Annotated in this window: 19 protein-coding genes; 3 read left to right on the top strand and 16 right to left on the bottom strand. The window is 64.6% G+C overall.

From position 1 onward, the window contains the following. Positions 1-701: 701 nt before the first annotated feature. The 10 genes from rimI to pssA form a co-directional block, all read right to left on the bottom strand. Positions 702-1,181 (bottom strand): ribosomal protein S18-alanine N-acetyltransferase, encoded by a 480-nt coding sequence (gene rimI / locus F455_RS0107605; protein ID WP_018972687.1) that lies wholly within the window; start codon positions 1,179-1,181, stop codon positions 702-704. A gap of 3 nt (positions 1,182-1,184) precedes the next feature. Further along, a complete protein-coding gene (locus F455_RS0107600; protein ID WP_018972686.1) occupies positions 1,185-1,661 on the bottom strand; it encodes a DNA polymerase III subunit psi in 477 nt (158 codons plus the stop codon). Next, positions 1,658-2,269, bottom strand: coding sequence for an ABC-type transport auxiliary lipoprotein family protein (locus F455_RS0107595; RefSeq protein ID WP_083918824.1), 612 nt, complete (start codon positions 2,267-2,269; stop codon positions 1,658-1,660). Before F455_RS0107595 ends, F455_RS0107600 begins: the two co-directional genes overlap by 4 nt. Further along, on the bottom strand, positions 2,266-3,204 hold the full coding sequence (locus tag F455_RS0107590; RefSeq protein WP_018972684.1) for an MlaD family protein: 939 nt from the start codon (positions 3,202-3,204) through the stop codon (positions 2,266-2,268). Before F455_RS0107590 ends, F455_RS0107595 begins: the two co-directional genes overlap by 4 nt. A gap of 89 nt (positions 3,205-3,293) precedes the next feature. Continuing rightward, positions 3,294-4,238 carry a DegV family protein gene (locus tag F455_RS0107585; protein WP_018972683.1) on the bottom strand — a complete coding sequence of 315 codons (945 nt, stop codon included), beginning with the start codon at positions 4,236-4,238 and terminating at the stop codon, positions 3,294-3,296. A 98-nt stretch (positions 4,239-4,336) separates the two neighbouring features. Further along, a complete protein-coding gene (locus tag F455_RS0107580; RefSeq protein WP_018972682.1) occupies positions 4,337-5,146 on the bottom strand; it encodes an ABC transporter ATP-binding protein in 810 nt (269 codons plus the stop codon). Between the two features lie 23 nt (positions 5,147-5,169). Then, the gene (locus F455_RS0107575) at positions 5,170-5,967 is read right to left on the bottom strand and encodes an MlaE family ABC transporter permease (RefSeq protein WP_018972681.1); all 798 of its coding nucleotides are present in this window, start codon (positions 5,965-5,967) and stop codon (positions 5,170-5,172) included. 2 nt (positions 5,968-5,969) lie between these two features. Beyond that, positions 5,970-6,305, bottom strand: a complete 336-nt coding sequence (locus F455_RS0107570; protein WP_018972680.1) for an STAS domain-containing protein — start codon at positions 6,303-6,305, stop codon at positions 5,970-5,972. Beyond that, positions 6,306-8,012, bottom strand: coding sequence for an ATP-binding SpoIIE family protein phosphatase (locus tag F455_RS20075; RefSeq protein ID WP_018972679.1), 1,707 nt, complete (start codon positions 8,010-8,012; stop codon positions 6,306-6,308). A 241-nt stretch (positions 8,013-8,253) separates the two neighbouring features. Further along, entirely contained in the window at positions 8,254-9,060 is an 807-nt protein-coding gene (gene pssA, locus F455_RS20070) for a CDP-diacylglycerol--serine O-phosphatidyltransferase (protein WP_157578524.1), read from the bottom strand. A gap of 109 nt (positions 9,061-9,169) precedes the next feature. On the opposite strand from pssA, the gene F455_RS23540 reads away from it, so the two are divergent. After that, positions 9,170-9,616 (top strand): DUF4124 domain-containing protein, encoded by a 447-nt coding sequence (locus F455_RS23540; protein ID WP_018972677.1) that lies wholly within the window; start codon positions 9,170-9,172, stop codon positions 9,614-9,616. A gap of 28 nt (positions 9,617-9,644) precedes the next feature. Here the strand turns inward: F455_RS23540 and F455_RS0107550 are convergent, their stop codons facing one another. Beyond that, positions 9,645-10,598, bottom strand: coding sequence for a right-handed parallel beta-helix repeat-containing protein (locus tag F455_RS0107550; protein WP_018972676.1), 954 nt, complete (start codon positions 10,596-10,598; stop codon positions 9,645-9,647). Positions 10,599-10,962: 364 nt separating this feature from the next. Between F455_RS0107550 and F455_RS0107545 the strand changes: the two genes are divergently transcribed. Together F455_RS0107545 and F455_RS0107540 are read left to right on the top strand one after the other, a co-directional pair. Further along, a complete protein-coding gene (locus tag F455_RS0107545) occupies positions 10,963-12,663 on the top strand; it encodes a proline--tRNA ligase (RefSeq protein ID WP_018972675.1) in 1,701 nt (566 codons plus the stop codon). Positions 12,664-12,826: 163 nt separating this feature from the next. Then, the gene (locus F455_RS0107540; protein ID WP_018972674.1) at positions 12,827-13,147 is read left to right on the top strand and encodes an H-NS histone family protein; all 321 of its coding nucleotides are present in this window, start codon (positions 12,827-12,829) and stop codon (positions 13,145-13,147) included. Positions 13,148-13,197: 50 nt separating this feature from the next. Here the strand turns inward: F455_RS0107540 and F455_RS0107535 are convergent, their stop codons facing one another. The 5 genes from F455_RS0107535 to F455_RS0107515 all read right to left on the bottom strand — a co-directional run bounded on the left by F455_RS0107535 (position 13,198) and on the right by F455_RS0107515 (position 18,678). Beyond that, entirely contained in the window at positions 13,198-14,469 is a 1,272-nt protein-coding gene (locus F455_RS0107535; protein ID WP_245539951.1) for a threonine/serine exporter family protein, read from the bottom strand. A 109-nt stretch (positions 14,470-14,578) separates the two neighbouring features. Further along, positions 14,579-14,995 (bottom strand): DoxX family protein, encoded by a 417-nt coding sequence (locus tag F455_RS0107530; RefSeq protein WP_211212289.1) that lies wholly within the window; start codon positions 14,993-14,995, stop codon positions 14,579-14,581. A 143-nt stretch (positions 14,996-15,138) separates the two neighbouring features. Beyond that, positions 15,139-15,750: an alpha-ketoglutarate-dependent dioxygenase AlkB family protein gene (locus tag F455_RS0107525; protein WP_018972671.1), complete on the bottom strand. Its 612-nt coding sequence runs from the start codon at positions 15,748-15,750 to the stop codon at positions 15,139-15,141. Next, entirely contained in the window at positions 15,747-17,189 is a 1,443-nt protein-coding gene (locus F455_RS0107520; protein ID WP_169337304.1) for a TgpA N-terminal domain-containing protein, read from the bottom strand. The genes F455_RS0107525 and F455_RS0107520 overlap by 4 nt, the downstream gene beginning before the upstream one ends. Before the next feature lie 58 nt (positions 17,190-17,247). Next, positions 17,248-18,678 carry an amidase gene (locus F455_RS0107515; protein ID WP_018972669.1) on the bottom strand — a complete coding sequence of 477 codons (1,431 nt, stop codon included), beginning with the start codon at positions 18,676-18,678 and terminating at the stop codon, positions 17,248-17,250. Between the last annotated feature and the right edge of the window lie 385 nt (positions 18,679-19,063).

Here is a 19,063-nt window from a genome sequence, read left to right as displayed (position 1 = left end):
TTGCTTCTCGCTTGCCATTCCAGCACAAGCTTGAACCCAGTCTTTGTTGTTTTTAATCCTCATTGGCCGCGTCCATTCGCCTTTCCGCGCGCGTCCGGCGCGCGGGTTACTTTTCTTTGCTTGCACAAAGAAAAGTAACCAAAAGAAATGCACCCCGGATGCCGCGCTGCCTGCGGCAGTGCGCGAGGACAAGCCGGGGTTCGTTGATTGAACTTCCCTGTCCAAGCAACGAACTCGCGCGCGTCGTGCGCGCGATCCTACGGACATTTCCGTCCTGCCCTCGCCGCGGCAAACGGGGACCCGAAGATCACCAACCAGATCAAAAACAAGGCGCGCGACGCCTTTGCTTTTCGCTTGCCTTGCTTCTGCGCGCAGGAGCGCGCTGCTTCGGCTCTTCCGGGTCCCCATTGCATTGCGGCGGCAGCGGTCGGAAACGCCCCTCAGGGGGCGGCGCGACGGATCGCGCCGATTCGGCTGCCAGCACACGGATGTGCTGTCAGCCGAACCCGACTGCTGACGCGGACCCCTTGGGCAGGATGCCCAAGGGGCGCAATGCTCTGGGGCGCATTCTCTTTGGTGACTTTCTCTTGGGCGAGCAAGAGAAAGTCACCCGCTCGTCCGCAGGACGAGTGGAAGCTCTTGCGTCAAAAAACATAGATAAAAAACGAGGGCAAAGCAAAATTGGGAATGACGAGCAACCGTCAATCCTCCGGCGGCAACAACTCCATCGCCATCACTATCGCATCCTCGCGCCCATTCTTCGCCGGATAGTAGTTCGGCCGCATCGCGATCTCGTTGAAACCGAGCGTTGGATACAGCGCGACCGCGGCGCGGTTCGACGGGCGCACCTCGAGGAAAATGCGCTGCACGCGATGCCAGCGCGCAAGCTCGATCATGCGCTTGACCAGATGCCGCCCGTGGCCATGCCCCTGCTGCACCGGAGCGACGCAGGCGTTGAGCAGATGCGCCTCGCCCGCGGCAACCGAAAGGATGCCGTAGCCGATGATCTCGCCGCTCTGCTCCAGCACCCAGCATTCGTAGCCAGCGCGCAGGCAGTCACGGAAGATGCCGGGTGTCCACGGAAATTCGTAGGCGACGGTCTCGATCGCGGCGACGGCCTCGACGTCGTCGATACGCATGACGCGCATCTGCGATCGCGGTTCGGCGAGGATCGCGACCATCGGTTAACCTGCCGTTTCGCGCAACCGACGCGCTAGGGGTTTCAGCGCCTGCCACAGCGCGCGCTTGTCTGCGGCGATGCCGGGAAGCCGGGCGGGATCGGCAGTTACCGCAATGGTCGCTGTATTTTGTTGCATTGTGGACAATTGTGCACCGAGCGCGCGCGCCATCGCCGCGCCGAGAACGAGATAGACCTGCGCATCGGCAAAGTCAACCAGTTCGTCGTTCGCATCGGCCTCGATCCAGTCGATCGCCGCAGAGGAAATGCCGAATGCTTGCGGCAGATGCTTGAACAATCGCGCCAGACGCGCATCGGCACGGACGCCGTGCGCACAAACGATGGTCAACCGCAATGAGTTACGCGCCGGCACGATGTTCGCCTCGTGCGTGCCGACAGCCGCGGGCGAAGGCGCGCGAGTGCGCAGCGCGTAGACGTCGACGCCCATCGCCTCGAGCAAGCGCAGGCGCGTCGCGTCGATCACGACTTGCCCCCCGCCAGCGCGACGAGATCGGACTGGAACTTCGCGAATGCCGCGTCGACCGCGGCGCCGAAAGCAGTCATGGTCGCGGACATCGACTCGTTCGCCGCGGTCTCCTGGACCTCGTAGTTCTGCTCGAGCAGCGGCTCGCCGGAATCCTGCTCGACGCGCATCTCGAACGCGACCTGTACGACGATACCTTGCGCCTGCTGCACGCGCTCGTAATGCAGGATGCGGCCTTTGATGCGCAGCGCCTGCACGCTCGCGGGCAGACGGTCGGTGACGAGCGTCGAAACACCGGCTTCGCGCAGGCGGTTGGTCAGGCGCTCCTGCAGGCCGCGCGCAGGCGGATCGGTCCAGAGCTGATAGTGGTAGGCACGCAGCGCGCCCGCATCAGGCGTGGCCGCGTAGAGCACGGACTGCTCGGCGTAGACGCCTTCGGAACGGAACGTACCGACCTCGATCGGCAGTATCGACAGCGGCTGTTGCAGGCGCTGCGGCGGCGCCGCAGGCGGCAAGCGATAGTAGGTCACGTCCGGTACGGTCGGCGGCGAGCACGCGACCAGCAGCAGCGCAGCCATGGTCACCGTGGCGAATCGCAGGCGAGTCATTTCGGCTCCTCCTCGATCTTGTCGCGCTTCGGCGCGATCAACAGGCGGTTCGGGCTCATGCGCACCTCGCGCGAGAACTCGTTGAAGTTGCGCGCGGCGACCGCAAGGTTTTGGGTGATCGAGTCGATGCGCTCGGACAGCGAGGCGAGGATGCCGCGCAGGTCGTCGACCGAATCGCGCACGCCGGGGCGGTTCTCGCGGATCACCTCGTCGATCTGGCTGATCGCGCCGTCGAGCTTGGCCTGGGTCGCGCGCAGATCGTGCGACAACGTCTGCACGTTGCCGAGGATCGCGCCGATCGCCGCGCGGTTCTGCGGCTTGAGCAGGTCGTCGACCGACGCCGACGCCGAATTGAGCCGCTGCAGCAGCTGGCGCGACTGCTCAACGATTTCCGGCGTGCTCTCGTCAAGTTTGCTGGCGATCGAATCGACATGCGTGGTCAGCGTCTTCACCAGCGGCGACACCTGGTTGCGCGTGAGGTCGCTGAGCTGCACGGCCAGTGCATTCATCGACGAGAACAGGTCGGCGTTCTCGAGCCCGGCCAGTTCGCCGCCCGGCTTGGCCATGTCTGCGCTCGCGCCCTCGCTGATGCCAATCGCGACGTCGGCGAGCAGGCCGGTCGAGGTCAGACGCGCGACCGAATCCTTCGGGATCGGCCAATCGCGGCGTACCGCGAACGTGACCTTGTAGCGCGTCTCGATCTTGCCCTCGTGCGGCGCGCGTTCGGGGTCGATCGCCGCCACCTGGCCGATGCGGAAGCCTTCGTAGAACACCGGCGCACCGTCGCGCAGGCCGGTGACGTTGCGGTAGCGTGCGACGTAGTCCGAACTGGCGCCGCCGCGTCCGGTGATCGCGGCGAGCGCGACGAGCAGCAGCGCGACGGCTGCCGCGACAACGGCGCCGACCAGCACGTAGTTGATGTTGTCGCGTTTCACCCGCGCGCTCCGAAGCCGTCGCGGCACCGGCGCCGCGTGCCGAAATGATACACGGCTGCCGGCCGCGGAAGTGCGCTCAGAACCGGTCCTCAGAACTTCGCTTCATGCTCCAGCGCTGCGAACCCAAGTGTCACCGCACCGACGCCGACGTTGACCATGCCGGTCACGCTCATCGGGCTCTCGAGCACTTCGACGCCGTGCTCGGCGCAGGTTTCCTTGAGTGCCGGATAGCCCGGCAGCGCGGCGAGTTCGGCGAGATCGCCGCCATAACTGACGCACAACACGGGTACGAGCAGGCCCGCGCGCACGCGCTCCTGCGCGTAGGCGAACAGTATCTTCGCGCCCGCGTCGAAACCGCGCACCTTGCCGACCGGGCCGGTCTCACCGCGCCAACCACGCAGGATGGGCTTGATGTCGAGGGCACTGCCGAGCGCCACGCTGAACAGACCGACGCTGCGGTCGCCCTTCTTCTGCGCCCTCGCCCTGAGGTAGTACAGGTCGCGCGGCAGCATGTAGCCATAGCTGTTCTGAGCGATGAATTCGAGGCGTTCGCGCATCGCGCCGATGCTTGAGTTCGCGGCGATCAGGCGCGTCGCCTCATAGACGCCGACGCCCTGGCCGGCGAACAGCGTCTGGCTGTCGATCACACGCATCAGGAACGGCCCGTCGACGCCGGCTGCCCTGCGCACCGCCTGGTAGCTGTTGAGGATGGCGAAGCTGGCCTTGCGCGCGTGCTCGAAGATCGGGCTGCGCGTGGAGGTGATCGTCAGGCAGAACACGCAGTCGTAGTCGAGCACGAGGCGTTCAAGGAACACGTCGCGGATCTGCTCGACCGTATACGGCTCGGTTTCCGCGGCGGCACCGCGTGCGCCTAGATTCTCGGCGAGATAACGCGCGGTCAGGGCGGGATCGCGATCGTCGACGAGCGATTCGTTGCCGATGCGGATGCTGATGGGAAGAATGCCGACGTCGTGCTCGGCGAAAAACTCCGCCGGCAGATCGCAGGCGGAATCTACGACGATACCGAAGCGCACGCGGCTCTTCTCCCCGGGCCTATCGCCCTGTTGTTGTTAATCTGTGAAGCATCACACAATACCCAAGTGCATTTCGTCGAATGCGTCACAAAACAACCCTAAACGGGCGCGGCGTGCTCTTCGGTAAGGCGGCGCAGATAGGCGTCGGCATCGACTGGGGTCTCGCGCGGACGTCGGTTGAGCAGGTCCTGGATACGCTCGTTGTTCGCGTGACGCACCTTGTCCACCGTGTCGGTCATCAGGATTTCGCCCTGGTCGAGCACGGTGATCGTATCGGCGATCTTGAATGCGCTTTCCAGTTCGTGGGTGACGACGACGATGGTCATGCGCAGCGCATCGCGCAGGCGCAGGATCAACTCGTCGAGCTCGGCCGAGACAACCGGATCGAGACCGGCCGAAGGCTCGTCGAAGAACAGCAGTTTCGGATCCATCACGATCGCTCGCGCAAGCGCGGCACGCTTGATCATGCCGCCGGAAAGCTGCGCCGGCATCAGCTCCTGAAAGCCGCCGAGATTGACCACTTCGAGCTTGAGTCGACTCATGATGCGGATCGTGTTTTCGTCGAGCCGCGTCATCTCGCGCAACGGCAGCGCGACGTTGTCGCCGACGCTGAGTGAGGTCAGCAAGGCACCGCCCTGGAACGACACGCCGATCTGCCGGCGCACGCCGAGCATCTGCGCCTCGTCCGCATGGCCGATATCGACACCGAGCAATTTGATCGTGCCGCTGCGCGGCCGATGCAGGCCGAGCAAGTGGCGCAAAAGTGTACTTTTACCCGAGCCCGACCCACCCATGATCACGCGGATTTCGCCCGCATGCACGTTGAAGTCGACGTTTTTGAGGATGCGCCGACGCCCGTACCAGGCTTCGAGTTTTTCCACTTCGATCAGAGGCAGCGACGAAACCACGCGATTGCTCCGTTGCCTGCTGCTCAGCGATTCAGGAAGAACGAAAAGATCATGTCGGCGACGATGATGTAGCAGATCGACAGTACGACCGAGCGCGTGGTCGCGCGGCCGACGCCCTCCGCACCGCCGCTCACGGAAAACCCGGTGCTGATGCCGATCAATGAGATCAGGATCGCGAAGACCACCGATTTGGCCAGACCCTGGCCGATGTCGCCCGGCGTCAGCAGCGCGAGCGTCTGCGAAATGTATGCACCCGGTGTGACGTTGAGCGCGGGCGCCGAATAGACCGCGGCGCCGAAGATCGCGATCGCGTCGGCAAAGATGGTCAGCGCGGGCAGCATGAGCAGCATCGCGAACAATGCCGGCGCGGCGAGATAGCGCACCGGGTCGATGCCGATCACCGCGAGCGCGTCGACTTCCTGCGAGACATTCATCGAGCCGATGCGCGCGGCCAGCGCCGAGCCCGAGCGGCCGGCAACAAGGATCGCGGTGATCAGCGCACCGAACTCGCGCGTCACCGACTTGGCCACGGCGATGACGACCTGCGACTGCGCGCCGAACTCGCTCAACGCGGCAACGAACTGGATACCGAGCATGATGCCGATGACCAGCGCGAGCAGCGCGGTGATCGGCAGCGCGTCGACGCCGATCTGGCGCATCTGCTCGAACACCGAAGGCACGCGCACCGGCTGACCGCGGCGCCAGCCGGTCAGCGCGAAGCCGATGCTTTCGACCAGCAGCATCGCCGCATGGCCGGTACCGGCGAGCGATTTCAGCGTCGCGCGGCCAAGCGATTCGAGCGGGCGCGTGATCGCATCCATGCTCAGGCCGACCGTGCCGCGTCGAGGTCGGCGAAGATCGGGAACACGCGGTCGAGGCGCGCGAGCTGGAGCACGGCCATGACCGCGCCGCTCACGCCGACAAGGCCGAATTTCTGGTTGCGGCTGCGCGCGTTCTGGAAGCCTTCGACCAGCGCGGCGATGCCGGACGAATCGATGTAGCTGACCTGGGATAGCTCGACGCCGACCTTGCCGGTATCGCCGAGCGCGTCGAGGATGGCGCGCCGCACCTGCTGCGACCAGGACAGGTCGACCTCGCCGCTCAATCGCACGAGCACGTAGTCGCCCAGGGTTTCGCTGATGCATTCGTTGCCGTTCACTCAATCGCTCTCCCGATCGTTTTGTACCTGCGCTGCGATCCGCTTGCGCATGACCAAGCGGTTGCCACGGCCGCCCGGCAGGCCTTCGATATGCCAGAAATCCATCGTCGCGTCGATGAAAGCGACGCCGAGGCCGCCGGCGCGGCACTCGGACAGGTCGCGCGGCTTGATCCGCGCCGGATCGACGCAAGGCGCCTCGTCGCGCAGTTCGAAGCCGAGCATATCGCGCTCACGCGTGACGCGCAGTGCGATCGTTCCGGTTTCGCCGCCGCAGTAGGCGTGGCGCATGACGTTCGTGCATGCCTCGTCGACGACGAGGACGAGGCGGTCGCGCAACTCGGGTGCCACGTCCTCGGCATCAAGCGCGGTGCGCAATTCGGCGCGCACGCGACGCATCTCGCGCGGATCGGCCGGGAAGCGCAGCGCAAGCAGTTCGCGCACCTCACTGCCGCGTGGTTCCTGTAGCAGCAACAACGTGGTGTCGTCGACGAGGCGACGCCGCTTCAGTTCGCTAATCAGCGCGCGCAGGCGCGGCTCGGGCGCGAGCGCTGCGTAGCGGCGGATCAGCTCGCACAGGCCGTCGGCGCCGAGGCGCGCGCGTGCGCCTTCGCGCACGTCGGTGGCGCCGTCGGAGAACAGATACAGCGCCGCGCCGCCGAGGTCGAGCGTGCGCTCGCCGTACTCGGCCTCCTTGATGATGCCGAGCGGAGGCCCGTCGGCGGGCAGTTCCTCGAAGCGGCCGCCGTGGTCGAGCAGACCCGGCGGGAAGCCGGCGTTGGCGATGACGACCTGGTGCGTGCGCCGGTCATATATGCCGACGACGGCGCAGACGAAGCGACCGTTCTGCAGCGTTTCGCACAACTCCGTGTTGACTTCGCGCAGCCACGCCGCCGGCGCGGGTGCGGCCTTGCCGTTCCAGCGCAGCAGGCTGGCGACGCGTACCATCAGGAATGCCGCGTCGAGGCCCTTGCCGGAAATGTCGCCGACGAAAAATGCGAGGCGGCCATCGGCCAGATCGAAATAATCGTAAAAGTCGCCCGAGATCTCGTGCGCGGGCAGGTTGACGCCGATCAGCGGGAATTTCCCGCGTCGGCGTTTCGGCAGCAGCGACTTCTGGATCGAGCGCGCCAGTCCCATCTCGCGGCGAATGCGCTGCTGCTCGGCAACTTCGAGCGCGAGGCGCGCATTGTTGATCGCGAGCGCCATCGGTGCAGCAACGAGGCGCAGGATTTCCGCATCGTCGGCGTCGAATGCGCCGCCGTCGCGGCGGTTGATGATCTCGAGCGCGCCGATCGGACCCTGCGCGGTGGCGAGCGGCACGCACAGGATTGCACGCGTGACGAAGCCGGTTTCGGCGTCGACGCGGGTGTTGACGCGCGCGTCGCGGCGCGCATCGTCGCTGCGTTGCGGCGCGTTCTCGGCGACGGCGCGCCCGACCACGCCCTGGCCGACCTCAAGCTTGAGGCCGACGATGTCGACCGGGCCCGCGCAGACTTTGCATTCGAGCAGCTTCGTCGCCGGATCGAGCAGGAACAGCGAAGCGCCTTCGGCGTGCATGAAATCCATCGTGCGCGTCAGCGCGGGACCCAGCGTCGTCTTCAGATCGAGCGAGACGGCGAGCGACTGCGACAGGTCGGCGAGAAAGCTGAGAGCGCGCCGTCCGCTTGCGCGCGCGGAATCGCGCGAGTCGGCGGCAACGGGGCGCATTGCGTTCAGAACCTGTTCTCCAAGCGTAGCGAGCGAAGGCCCGATCCGATCCAGAATCGGGCGTGCGCACGGAGCGCAGGAACCGGAGTGTACAGTCGAGTACATGAGGATGACTCACCGCGTCCGCGGTTCGCCCTTCGGGCCATTCGCTGCGCGAATGTTCGCTTCGGCATCCTGCCTGCGCAGTCAGAGCACCGTACCCAAGCGAAATGCCGAGCGCAGTAGCTTGGAGGACAGGTTCTCACGGCGGCGGCTCCGCGCCGGGCTTGGCATCGTCGCTGCGCACATCGCGGCGGCCGCGCGCTTCGCGCATGCCCCACAAGGTCAGCAGCGGGCCGGAAAGCACGTACAGCCCGGCGATCACGAACAGCACGAGCGCGGTGTCGACATAGAGCGCGACGAGGACGAGCACTGCGATCGGGATGATCGCGAACGGCACCTTGTCCGATTTCGGCCCCGATTTGAAGCTCCAGTAGCGCACGCGGCTGACCATGAGGCCGCCCGCCAATACGGTGAGGAACGGCGCGACGAACTGCGCCATCGTGCCGTTGATGCCGTATTCGTTCGCCGCCCACAGCGACGACATCAGCAGGCCCGCGGCAGCCGGACTCGCCAGTCCCTGGAAATAGCGCTTGTCGGCCACGCCGACCTGGGTGTTGAAGCGGGCCAGACGTAGCGCCGCACAGGCGGCGTAAACGAAGGCCGCGCCGAAACCGAGCTTGCCCCAGAACGGGCCGTACGTCTTCAGCGTCGACAGCGACCAGCAGTACATGACGACCGCGGGCGCGATGCCGAAGCTGCACATGTCCGACAGCGAGTCGTACTGCACGCCGAATTCGCTTTGCGTGTTGGTCAGGCGCGCGACGCGACCGTCGAGCGAATCGAGGATGCCGGCGACGAACACCGCGATCGCGGCATCGACATAATTGCCGGCGAACGCAGCAAGCACGGCATAGAAGCCCGAGAACAGCGCACCCGTGGTGAACAGGTTAGGCAGCAAGTAGATCCCGCGATGCGGTTTAGGCTTGGGGTCGGAAACGGAATCCACGCTGATCCTGCCGGTTCTAGGCGATGAACGAAGTGTACCGCAAGCTCTCGCGAGGTAAGGTCAACAGGCCTTATAATCTAAAGCGAATCAGCTGTTCCGGAGCCCTTTCATGCCCCGTGCCAACGCCGTTCCATCACGTTGCATCAGATGGCTTCCGCTCGCGCTCGCCACGCTGTTCGCGCAAGCCGAAGCCACCGAGCTATATCGCTGGACGGATGCAAACGGCGTTATCCACTATTCCGACACCCCACCGCGAGGTCAGACCAACGCGAGGCGCATGCGCGTCGCGGGCGCGGAAAACACCGAACCCGCTACGCAAGTGCCACCGACCGGTTCAGCTCCGGTCGATCCGAACCTGCCGGCCCGGGAGGCCATCGACGCGCAGGAGAACCGCAAGCAGAACTGCGACAAGGCACGCTCGACGTTGGAACTACTGCAAGGCAAATCCGAGCTCGCAGATGCGGCCAGCGGCAAGCCGCTCGACGCGACAGCGCGTGCCGAGCGGACAGTTGCGGTACAGCAAAACGTCGCGATCTACTGTCGAAATTCCCAGTGATTGTTGTGCTTTGGCGCAGCCACTGCGTCTAGATCTGATTGACCGAGCCGGTCGGGGCTCCATCGCCAGACGTATTGCCGCTCACGCGATTGTTGCCGAAGGAAACGATATTCCCGCTGCCATCGGCGAACAGCCCTACCTGATTGTTTGTGACTTGCACGTTGGACAAGCGCACTGTCGATTGGCTCCCGTGCGAATAAATGCCGCCGGTTGCATTTGACGAGACACTTCCTCCTTCGATGGAAAGCGTCACTGCGGCGGAATTGGAAAATGCGATAAAGCCACGGTTGACGTTGTTGCTCGCGACGCTGTTGTGCACTACAACGCGGGAATTGTCTTCGGCGCGAAGTCCGCGTCCGCTGTACTCCATGACAGTATCGGTGATGGTCACATTTGCCGTGGCGCCGTTGGTGGGATGAATCCAGATCGCCCCGGAGCCAACAATTTGCGGACCGATATTGCTGATCGCCGTGCGCGAAATGTTCACACTTGCGTTATTGCTCGGGTTGATGTCGATGCCTTGCTGGGAAAAGCCGAATATCCGGCAATTGTCGATATAAAGCGCACCCCCGCTGATGAACCGGATTCCGTTCAACCCTGCGTTGGCGTTTCCGTTGCCGAGAAGGCCATCGAATTCCACATCTCGGATCATGACCACATCGCCCGATTGCGCGGCGACGACGAAGCCGTTTGTTCCCGCGACGAGTGTCGAAGACGTTCCACCCTTGCCGACGATAGAGATCGATTTGGTGATCGTCAGCGCGCCGAAGCCACCCGGATCGAGGGCATCAATTTCGCCCCCAGGCGCTGTTTTCGAAATTGCGCCAGCCCACGTCTTGCAAGGCGCGGTACGGCTGCACGGGTTGGCGTCGTCGCCGACCCCGGAAACCCAGGTACGTGTGGCTTGCGCGTGGAGTGCGCTGGCAAATACGAACTGGAGCAAAAGCAATAACAGACTACGGACGAAGCGCTTGCTATTCATGACCGTTCCCCTTGCTTAAACGGTCGTTATTGTATCCAAAATCTGGTTGCTTTCGGCTACTTCCTGAGGCAAAGAGTTTTGAGACTCAGTTCCGCTATGCACTCGCCCAATCGTCGTCTTGGCACAAGTTCGTGCCTGATGGATAAGAAGGGGCGCAGGAAGCACAAGTCCATACTGAAACCACCGCGAACGCAATGGTAACGGCCATCTAGACAACGTCTGATTCCTGATCATCGGCACGGATGATCATTCTTCGCAGCGCATGTCCTCAAGGTTCAACCGCCACCTAGGACAATTCGCTACGGTTTGGCCGCTTTGTGCAGTGCAGCTACAATCGCGGGCCCTGTCGAGCTCCGCGAATCCCATGCGCCTGTCCCAATTCCATCTCGCCACCGTCAAGGAAGTGCCCTCTGATGCGGAGATTGCCAGCCACCGGCTGATGCTGCGCGCGGGCATGCTGCGCAAGCACGCCGCCGGCCTCTACACCTGGTCACCGCTGGGCCTCAAGGTACTGAAGAAGGTCGAGAACATCGTGCGCGAGGAAATGAATCGCGCCGGCGCACTCGAAGTCATCATGCCGACCGTGCAGCCGCGCGAGCTTTGGGATGAAACCGGCCGCTGGCAGAAGTTCGGCCCGCAACTGCTCAAGATCAAGGACCGCAAGGAAGCCGAGTACTGCTATGCGCCGACCGCCGAGGAAGTCGTCACCGACTTCGCCCGCGGCGAGCTGAAGAGCTACAAGCAGCTGCCGGTCAATTTCTACCAGATCAATACCAAGTTCCGCGACGAGATCCGCCCGCGCTTCGGCGTGATGCGCGCGCGCGAGTTCCTGATGAAGGACGCCTACTCGTTCCACCTCGACGAGGAAGGCCTCGGCCGCGAGTACGACAATATGTACGCGACCTACGCGCGCATCTTCACCCGCCTCGGCCTCGCCTTCCGCGCGGTCGCCGCCGACACGGGCGCGATCGGCGGTAGCCGCAGCCACGAGTTCCAGGTGCTTGCCGATTCGGGCGAGGACGCGCTCGTGTTTTCCGACACGTCCGAGTACGCGGCCAATGTCGAACTCGCCTCCTCGCTGGCCCCCGCGCCGCGCGCGAGCGCAGGCGAGGCAATGCACGAAGTGCCAACGCCGGGCAAGTCGACCTGCGCGGACGTCGCCGCGCTGCTCGGTATCGACATCAAGCGCACGGTGAAATCGGTTTGCGTGATCGGCGAGCAAGGTTTTGTGTTGGCGCTGGTACGCGGCGACCACGAGGTCAATGAGGTCAAGCTGCAGAAGATCGCCGGGCTCGCCGAATACCGCCTCGCCAACGAGCAGGAAATCCTCGACGCGCTCGGCGCCAAGCCCGGTTATCTCGGTCCGGTCGGGGCCGATCGCAGCAAGGTCCACGTCGTCGCCGATCGCGAAGTCGCGGCGATGGCCGATTTCGTCGTCGGCGCGAACAAGGTCGATTTCCACGTCGCCGGCGTCAACTGGGGCCGCGACTTGGCCGAGCCAGACATCGTCGCCGATATCCGCAAGGTCGTCGAAGGCGATGCATCGCCCGATGGAAAAGGTACGCTGAAGATCGCGCGGGGCATCGAAGTCGGCCACGTGTTCGCGCTCGGTACGAAATATTCCGAGGCGATGAACGCGAACGTGCTCGACGCCGACGGCAAGAACCGGCCGATGCAGATGGGTTGCTACGGCATCGGCGTGTCGCGCATCGTCGCCGCGGCGATCGAGCAGAACCACGACGAGGCCGGCATCATCTGGCCCGAGCCGATGGCACCGTGGCGCGTCGCCGTCTGTATGATCAATCCGAAGAACGACGCCAAGGTCAACGAGGCCGCGACCGCGCTCTACGACGAGCTGAATGCGGCCGGCATCGATACCGTGCTCGACGACCGCGGCCTGCGCCCCGGCGCGATGTTCGCCGACATCGAGCTGATCGGCATCCCACATCGCATCGTCGTGTCCGAGCGCGGTCTCACCGCGGGGACGTTCGAATATCGTGGCCGCCGCGACAGCGAAAGCCGCCAGCTCACACGCGAAGAAGTGATCGCGCTCGTGCGCGGATGAAGCCCGGCCTCTTCGGCCACGAAGCGCTGGAATCGCAGCCGACGAGTCGTGACATTCGCGACTTCAAGAAGGAATTTAAATCCCGGATTCACGGTTGAACGTTGTCGACTTTCATGAGACCGTTCTCACGGGGCCGCCGCCGCTGTCTGCAAGGGGAATATGAATGGCAATCAATCTCAAGGGCTTGAATCAGCATCAGCTGAACGAATTGATCCACCGCGCCGAATCGCGCAAGCACGAATTGGCGAAGGAAAAAATTATCAGGGTGCGCGAGAAGGTTCTCGCCCTCCTCAAGGCCGAAGGCGTCACTCTCGAAGAACTGTTCGATGGCCGCGGCGCGGGTCGTAAGGCGCGCAGCGCGGCCAAGGCGAAGTACCGCAATCCGGCTGATCACGCGCAAACCTGGTCAGGCCGCGGCAAACGACCGCGCTGGTTCAACGCCGCGCTCGCCGCGGGCAAGAAGGAAAAAGACCTGCTGGTCTGATTTCGCTGCGATGGCAACAGAAAAAGCCGGCCGTGAGCCGGCTTTTTCGCTTAAAGGGCGCGGCGGGGCGCAGCGATCAGATCGCCGAACAGCAGGCCTGCAACAAGCGAGACAAGAATCGCGAACAGCGACGCCGCCGTGTGGATGCCGAGGAACACGTCGCGGCCGACGATCGCCGACACGGTCAGGAAGCCGAGGCTGCCCGGCACGAGCAGGATGATGCCCGGCTCGCGCACGAGCGCGCCGGGCCGATTGGTGGCGCGCGCGTAGAGATTGCTAAGCGCACCCATCGTCGCGCCGGCGAGAAACACGCCGAATTCCGCGCCGAACTGGCGGCTGCCGAAATACGTGATCGCGTAGCCGAACGCGGCCGCACCCATGACCAGCGGAAAGTCCCGCCACGCCGCGCGGAACAGCACGGCAAACCCGTAACTGCCGAAGGGCAATGCGGCCCAGACGCTCCAATCCGGCACCGGCGCCGGGGTCGCGACCGGAGGAACGAGGCCGAGCAGCTTGCACAACTCGTTCGCGACCAGCGTGCCGAAGGCGAGCTTGATCAGCGTCTGCACCGCGTCGGCGAAGCGCGCGACACCCGACACGAGATGGCGTGTGGACAATTCGCGCACCGCAGTGGTCAGCATCATGCCGGGGAACAGCACGATCAGGCTGGCGAGCACCGTGACCTTGAGCGTCAACGGCGTGATGTAGAGGCTGATCTGGGTGGCGAGCACGGTGGCTATGAGCGCACTCAGCGCTTCGAGCGCGAGGCGCATCCGCTGGCTGCGCGCCGCGATGTCGGCAAGCGTGCCGACGATGAGGCCGATGCAGCCGGCCGCAGCGACGTCGGCCCAGGCACCGCGCATCAGCACGGCCAGCGTCGCCGAGACGAGGCCGAAGCATAGAACTTCGCGCGCACGGGTGCGGCGGCCGATGCGGTCGCTCAACGTCTGCAGCAGGTGCGAGCCCTCGCCGATGTCGAGTTCGCCCGCGATGACCTTGTCGGCAATCTCGTTGACTTCGACGAGGTGACGCAGGTCGATGTCGCCTGGCGAGAGGCGGATGACCTGAGTCGTCTCGGCGACGCGACTGCTGTCGCCGAGGTCGGTGAACGAAATGATGATCGCGGTCGGGCTCGACCAGACTTGCGCGCACAGGCCCAGTCGCTCGGCGAGCTTGTCCACCGCGCTTTCCAGGCGCGGTGCCGCGGTGCCGTACTGATGCAGGCGCCGCGCGGTCTCGACGACGAAGGCGATGCGCGCGTGCAGCGGCGCGCGCGCGCTCGTCACGATCGCGTGCTGCGCCGCGCCGGCAGGTTCGTTCAAGATCGGGGCGGATGACATACGGCGCGCATTGTAGCCGCGATCGCCGCCGCGGCAGCGCGTACCGCCGGCACCGCTGCGCCATGCGGTGCCCGACGGGGTTGCGCAACGGTCAGTCGCGATCGAGCGAGAAGCGTCCTGCGCCCGCTGCGCACAGCGCAAGGAAGCCGCCGGCGATTGCGATGTTCTTGTAGAAATGGATCATGTTGTTCGCCTGCTCCGCGCCGGTCATCGTCCAAAATGCATGCCCGATCAGGCCGGTGCCGATCGTGTAGATCGCCAGCAGCAGCGCGAGCGGTCGCGTACGGAAACCGACGAGCAACGCGATCGCGACCGGCACTTCCATGAATACCGCAATCGCCGCCGCCACGGCCGGCAGGGGCGCACCGACCGATCCCATGTAGGCCATCGTGCCGGAGAAATTGAGCAGCTTGGGCAGGCCGGACTTGAGGAACAGGGCCACCAACAGCACGCGTGCAAGCAGGAGCAACAGGCTCTGCTGGGAAGCGAGAAAGGATTGTCTCTGCATCATGGCGTCGACCTTTGGCAAGAATGGGCGTGCTTCGGATTGCGAAGAGCCGGCAACGATGAAGCCGGGATTCGCCATCGAAAGCGGTGCCCGGCACTTTAGCGGCAGCGTTTTGAAGAATCCATCGCCTGGTTCGGCGATCCTCAGGCGTGAGCCGCGCGGTCGCCAAGCATGTCGTGAATGGTGCGGAACGTCAGATTGATCCGCGCGGCGACCGGGCGCGCGGTTTTCGGCAAATCGTGGCGATAGAACTGCTGCGTGCTCCCGGCCATGCGCAACAGGCTGCCCGCGGGCAAGTCGAGCTCGAGGCGCAGGCGGGGGTCACGGCGATGGCGCAGGCGGAAGCGGCGCACGCCGCCGAAACTCAAAGACAGGATCACCGGCTCGACACCGAGTTCGGGCTCGGCATCGCTATGCCAGCCCATCGAATCGCGACCGTCGCGGTAAAGGTTGGCGAGCACGCTGTTGCAGCGTTCTCCAGCATGGACAAGCAGCGCGTCGCGCAGTTCGGCCAACGCCGGCGTCCAGGCGTGCGGCACGAAACGCGTGCCCGAATAGGTGTAGACCGCCTCGGCATCGCCGATCCAGCAAGACAACCTCGGCGAGTCGATTTCGCGACCGAAGATGCGCAGGCGATGGCGTTCCCAGGGAATTTCTTCGTGCAGTCGCGTGAACCAGCGCGCGGCTTCCGTTGCATCGCAAAATCGCGTCAGGCGCACGTCGGCGCCGGGCAGTTCGTACAGCCGCCAATTCACGTGCCGACTTCCTCGCGTCGCCTGCACGCAAACACGAGCAGCATCGATGCAATCACCAAAGTGACTAGAGACAGCACGAGGCTGTGGTCGGCAAGCATTCGCTCGATGGTGCGGCTGCCGCGCACGAACGACGCAGGTTGGACTCGATTGCCTGTGCGGTCGCCGAGAATGCTACGAACGTTCTCGTCCGCGAGATGCCGTTCGAGATAGACGCGGTCGGGGAACGGCAATATCGATGCATCGGCGCGCGCGATTGCCGTAGTGTCGTTCTCCCTCACCGTGGCAACCAGCAGCGCTTCGCCGCGCGCCATCCGTTCCGCACGCCATTGGAGATAATGCAGCGGAAGTGGAGCGGCAAGCACGATCGCCACTGCGAACAGCGCGACCGCGGGAACGGCGAATCGCGACAACAACCGGCTAGGGCCGGTGCCGTCGAGGCGCAGCAGGCAAGCGAGGTTCGCCATGATCGCGACCGCGATGACGTCCATGTAGCGGCTGATCGGCAGCCAGAGGCGGAATTCGCTGCGCAATACGATCATCGACAACACGTGCAGATAGCCCCATGTGGCGAGTGCGACGACGAACAGATCGACGCGCCGTTGCGCCCTGTCGTCGCTCTTTCCGCCAACTATCTGCACCAACATCGAGGCGGTGGGAGCGAAAGCCGCAGTCAACAACGTGACTTGGACGGCAATAAGCGCAACATCGAACAGTCGTGCATAGTCGGAACGGGTTTTGCCGACGAGTAGCAGCAACGCCACCATGACGGCGGCGGCCTGCGGCACCGCGAGCGCGAAGGCATCCGCGGTCGGCAGATCCCTGCGCACCGCGCGATACCCGACGATACCGATGCCGAGCAACGGCGCGAGGCAACCGGTGCCCATCGCCAATGCGGACAGCATCGCCGCAACCGTTGTCCACACTGCCTGCCTGCGGCTACCGCACGCGGCGAGCCATAGCGTGGCTACACTGCCGGCGATGAGAAAGGTGAACGCGTTGTTCCAGGTCGCGCTCAGACTTTCCCAACTATAGGGAATCGCGGCAAGCGCCACACCGGCACAGAGCCATGCATTACGCCCTTTGTTCAATTGGCCGGCTCCACTCGCAAGCAGTACGCCCGCGACGATGGCAGACAACACGGCCAGCAGCACGCCGACCGGACGTGAGTCGTACTGATTGTCGGCGGCGACCAGTTGCAACCAATCGAGCAGCTTCGTCCAGGTCAACAGATGCTCGTTGTGCGGCTGAAGCAGATAGCCAGGATCGAAAACCTGCATTGCGCGCGGCACAGCTATGCCATCCATGCCCGCCCATTGGTCGTAGTACGGGGCTTCAGGCATCGCGTAGAGTGTGGCGGCGACGCGTGCGGCCGCAATCAACAGTGCAAGCCCTATGGCCAGCGGCACCAGGCGCAAAGCACGCGGCTCGCTTTGCGGCATCGTCATCGGATATGGGCTGACGCTGCGTGCGAGCAATCGAAAACTTTGCCCGATGGACTCATCCGCCAACTGGGTAAGCCGGAGCCGCGTCAAGCGCGGCCGCACAAACCTCGGCGAGTTCGAGCAGACGCAGATCGGAACCGGGCGGGCCGATGAACTGCATGCCGGCGGGCAGGCCGTCGAGCGTCATGCCCATCGGGATCGTGACCGCGGGCAAGCCGGCGAGGTTCGCGATGCAGGTGAAGTCGCCGGAATTGTCGGGCAACGGCGCCTCGAGCGGGAACGCGGTCTGCGGCGTGGTCGGCGTGACCAGCACGTCGACCTCGGCGAACATCTTGCGCATGGCGACGACGGCGTCATCGAGCAGGCGATCGGCGGCGACGTAATCGGCGGCGGATTTTCCGCGCGCGTAGTCGAGCCACTTGCGCATCTCAGGCGATACCGGATGCGCGGTGTCGGCGAACGCCCGCGCATGCGTCACCAGCATTTCGGCCTCGATCATGAAGAACGCCGCGCGACGTGCGCGCGCCAGCGGGAAATCGCCAAAGCCGACGTCACGGCGATTTTCGAGCTCGTGGGTCAGCGCCATCAGCGCACGCTCGAACGCATACTTGACGCCCGGCTCGATGCCGAACGCACCGAGATCGCCGAGCAGGCCGACGCGCAGCTTGCCAGGCTCCCAGTCGGGCAGCGCAAGTTCCACGCGCCGACGGCGCGAGCGCGGATCGCCCGGGTCATGGCCGCCGAGCACGTGCAGCAGCACGCCGAGGTCGTGCACGCTGCGCGCCATCAAACCAACCGAATCGAGACGACGCGCGGCCGGAACCATGCCGCGCACGGATATTTCCCCGCTCGTCGGCTTGAGCGCGTACAGGCCGCAATAGCTCGCCGGGATGCGGATCGAACCGAGGCTGTCCGAACCGATCGCGACCGCGGCAAGTCCCGCAGCTACGGCCGCCGCGCATCCGCCGGAGGAACCGCCGGCCTGATAGCCGTGGCGGAACGGGTTGTGCGCGGCGCCGGTGTGCGGATTGTTGCTGGTCGCGGCGAGAGCAGCCTCGGGCACCTGGGTCTTGCCGAGGATCACCGCACCCGCACCGCGCAGGCGCGCCACCGCATGGGCGTCTGCCGTCGCCGGCGCATGCGCGCCCGGCAGGCCGCAACCGGTCGGCAAACCAGCCACGTCGAAGTTGTCCTTGATCGCGACCGGCACGCCGTCGAGGCGACCGATCTTGCCGCTCGCGCGGCGCACGTCGCCGGCGCGCGCTTCGTCGAGCGCGCGCGAATTGAGCGCGACGTAGGCATTCAATTTGGCATTCTGCGCTGCGATTGCGTCGAGGTAGGTCTGCGTGAGCGCCTGCGCGCTGATGCGCCCACTGGCAAGCCAATGCAGGATCTGGCACAGCTCCGCGCCGCGCAGCCGCTTCGCATCGGGCGGCGGCAGCGGCGCGAGCGATTCGGTGGCGACTGGACTCAATTCGACATTCATTCAGTTCTCCCCTTTGGAACCTTTGATTGACCTGCTGCGCTCGATAATTGCGGGCCGGCGGTGCTCGGAATCCTCATGTACTTCTACGTACACTCCCGTTCCTCCGCTCCGACGACGCGCAAATTCTCTTCGCTCGCTACGGTCAATCAGAGGTTCCTTTCCCTGCATTATTACCAAATTTTTGTTATCAGAGCGTGCATTTCGCGAAGCGAAACCGAACAGGAACGAAACGGCGAATATTTGCTGCGCACGCGGCAAAACCGCACAATCGCACCTGAATAACGCATTCTCCGACGAGAGGCTGCCACATCGGCACAGGGACGTGCCGACGCGACGAGCACAGAAGCGCTGGTCGCGGAAAACGTGGCGCGGCTTCGCCTCGACC

Source organism: Rudaea cellulosilytica DSM 22992 (assembly GCF_000378125.1).
Classification (GTDB): Bacteria; Pseudomonadota; Gammaproteobacteria; order Xanthomonadales; family Rhodanobacteraceae; genus Rudaea; species Rudaea cellulosilytica.
The sequence above is the reverse complement of the archived record's forward strand: the minus strand, read 5'-3'. Positions and strand labels throughout refer to the sequence as shown.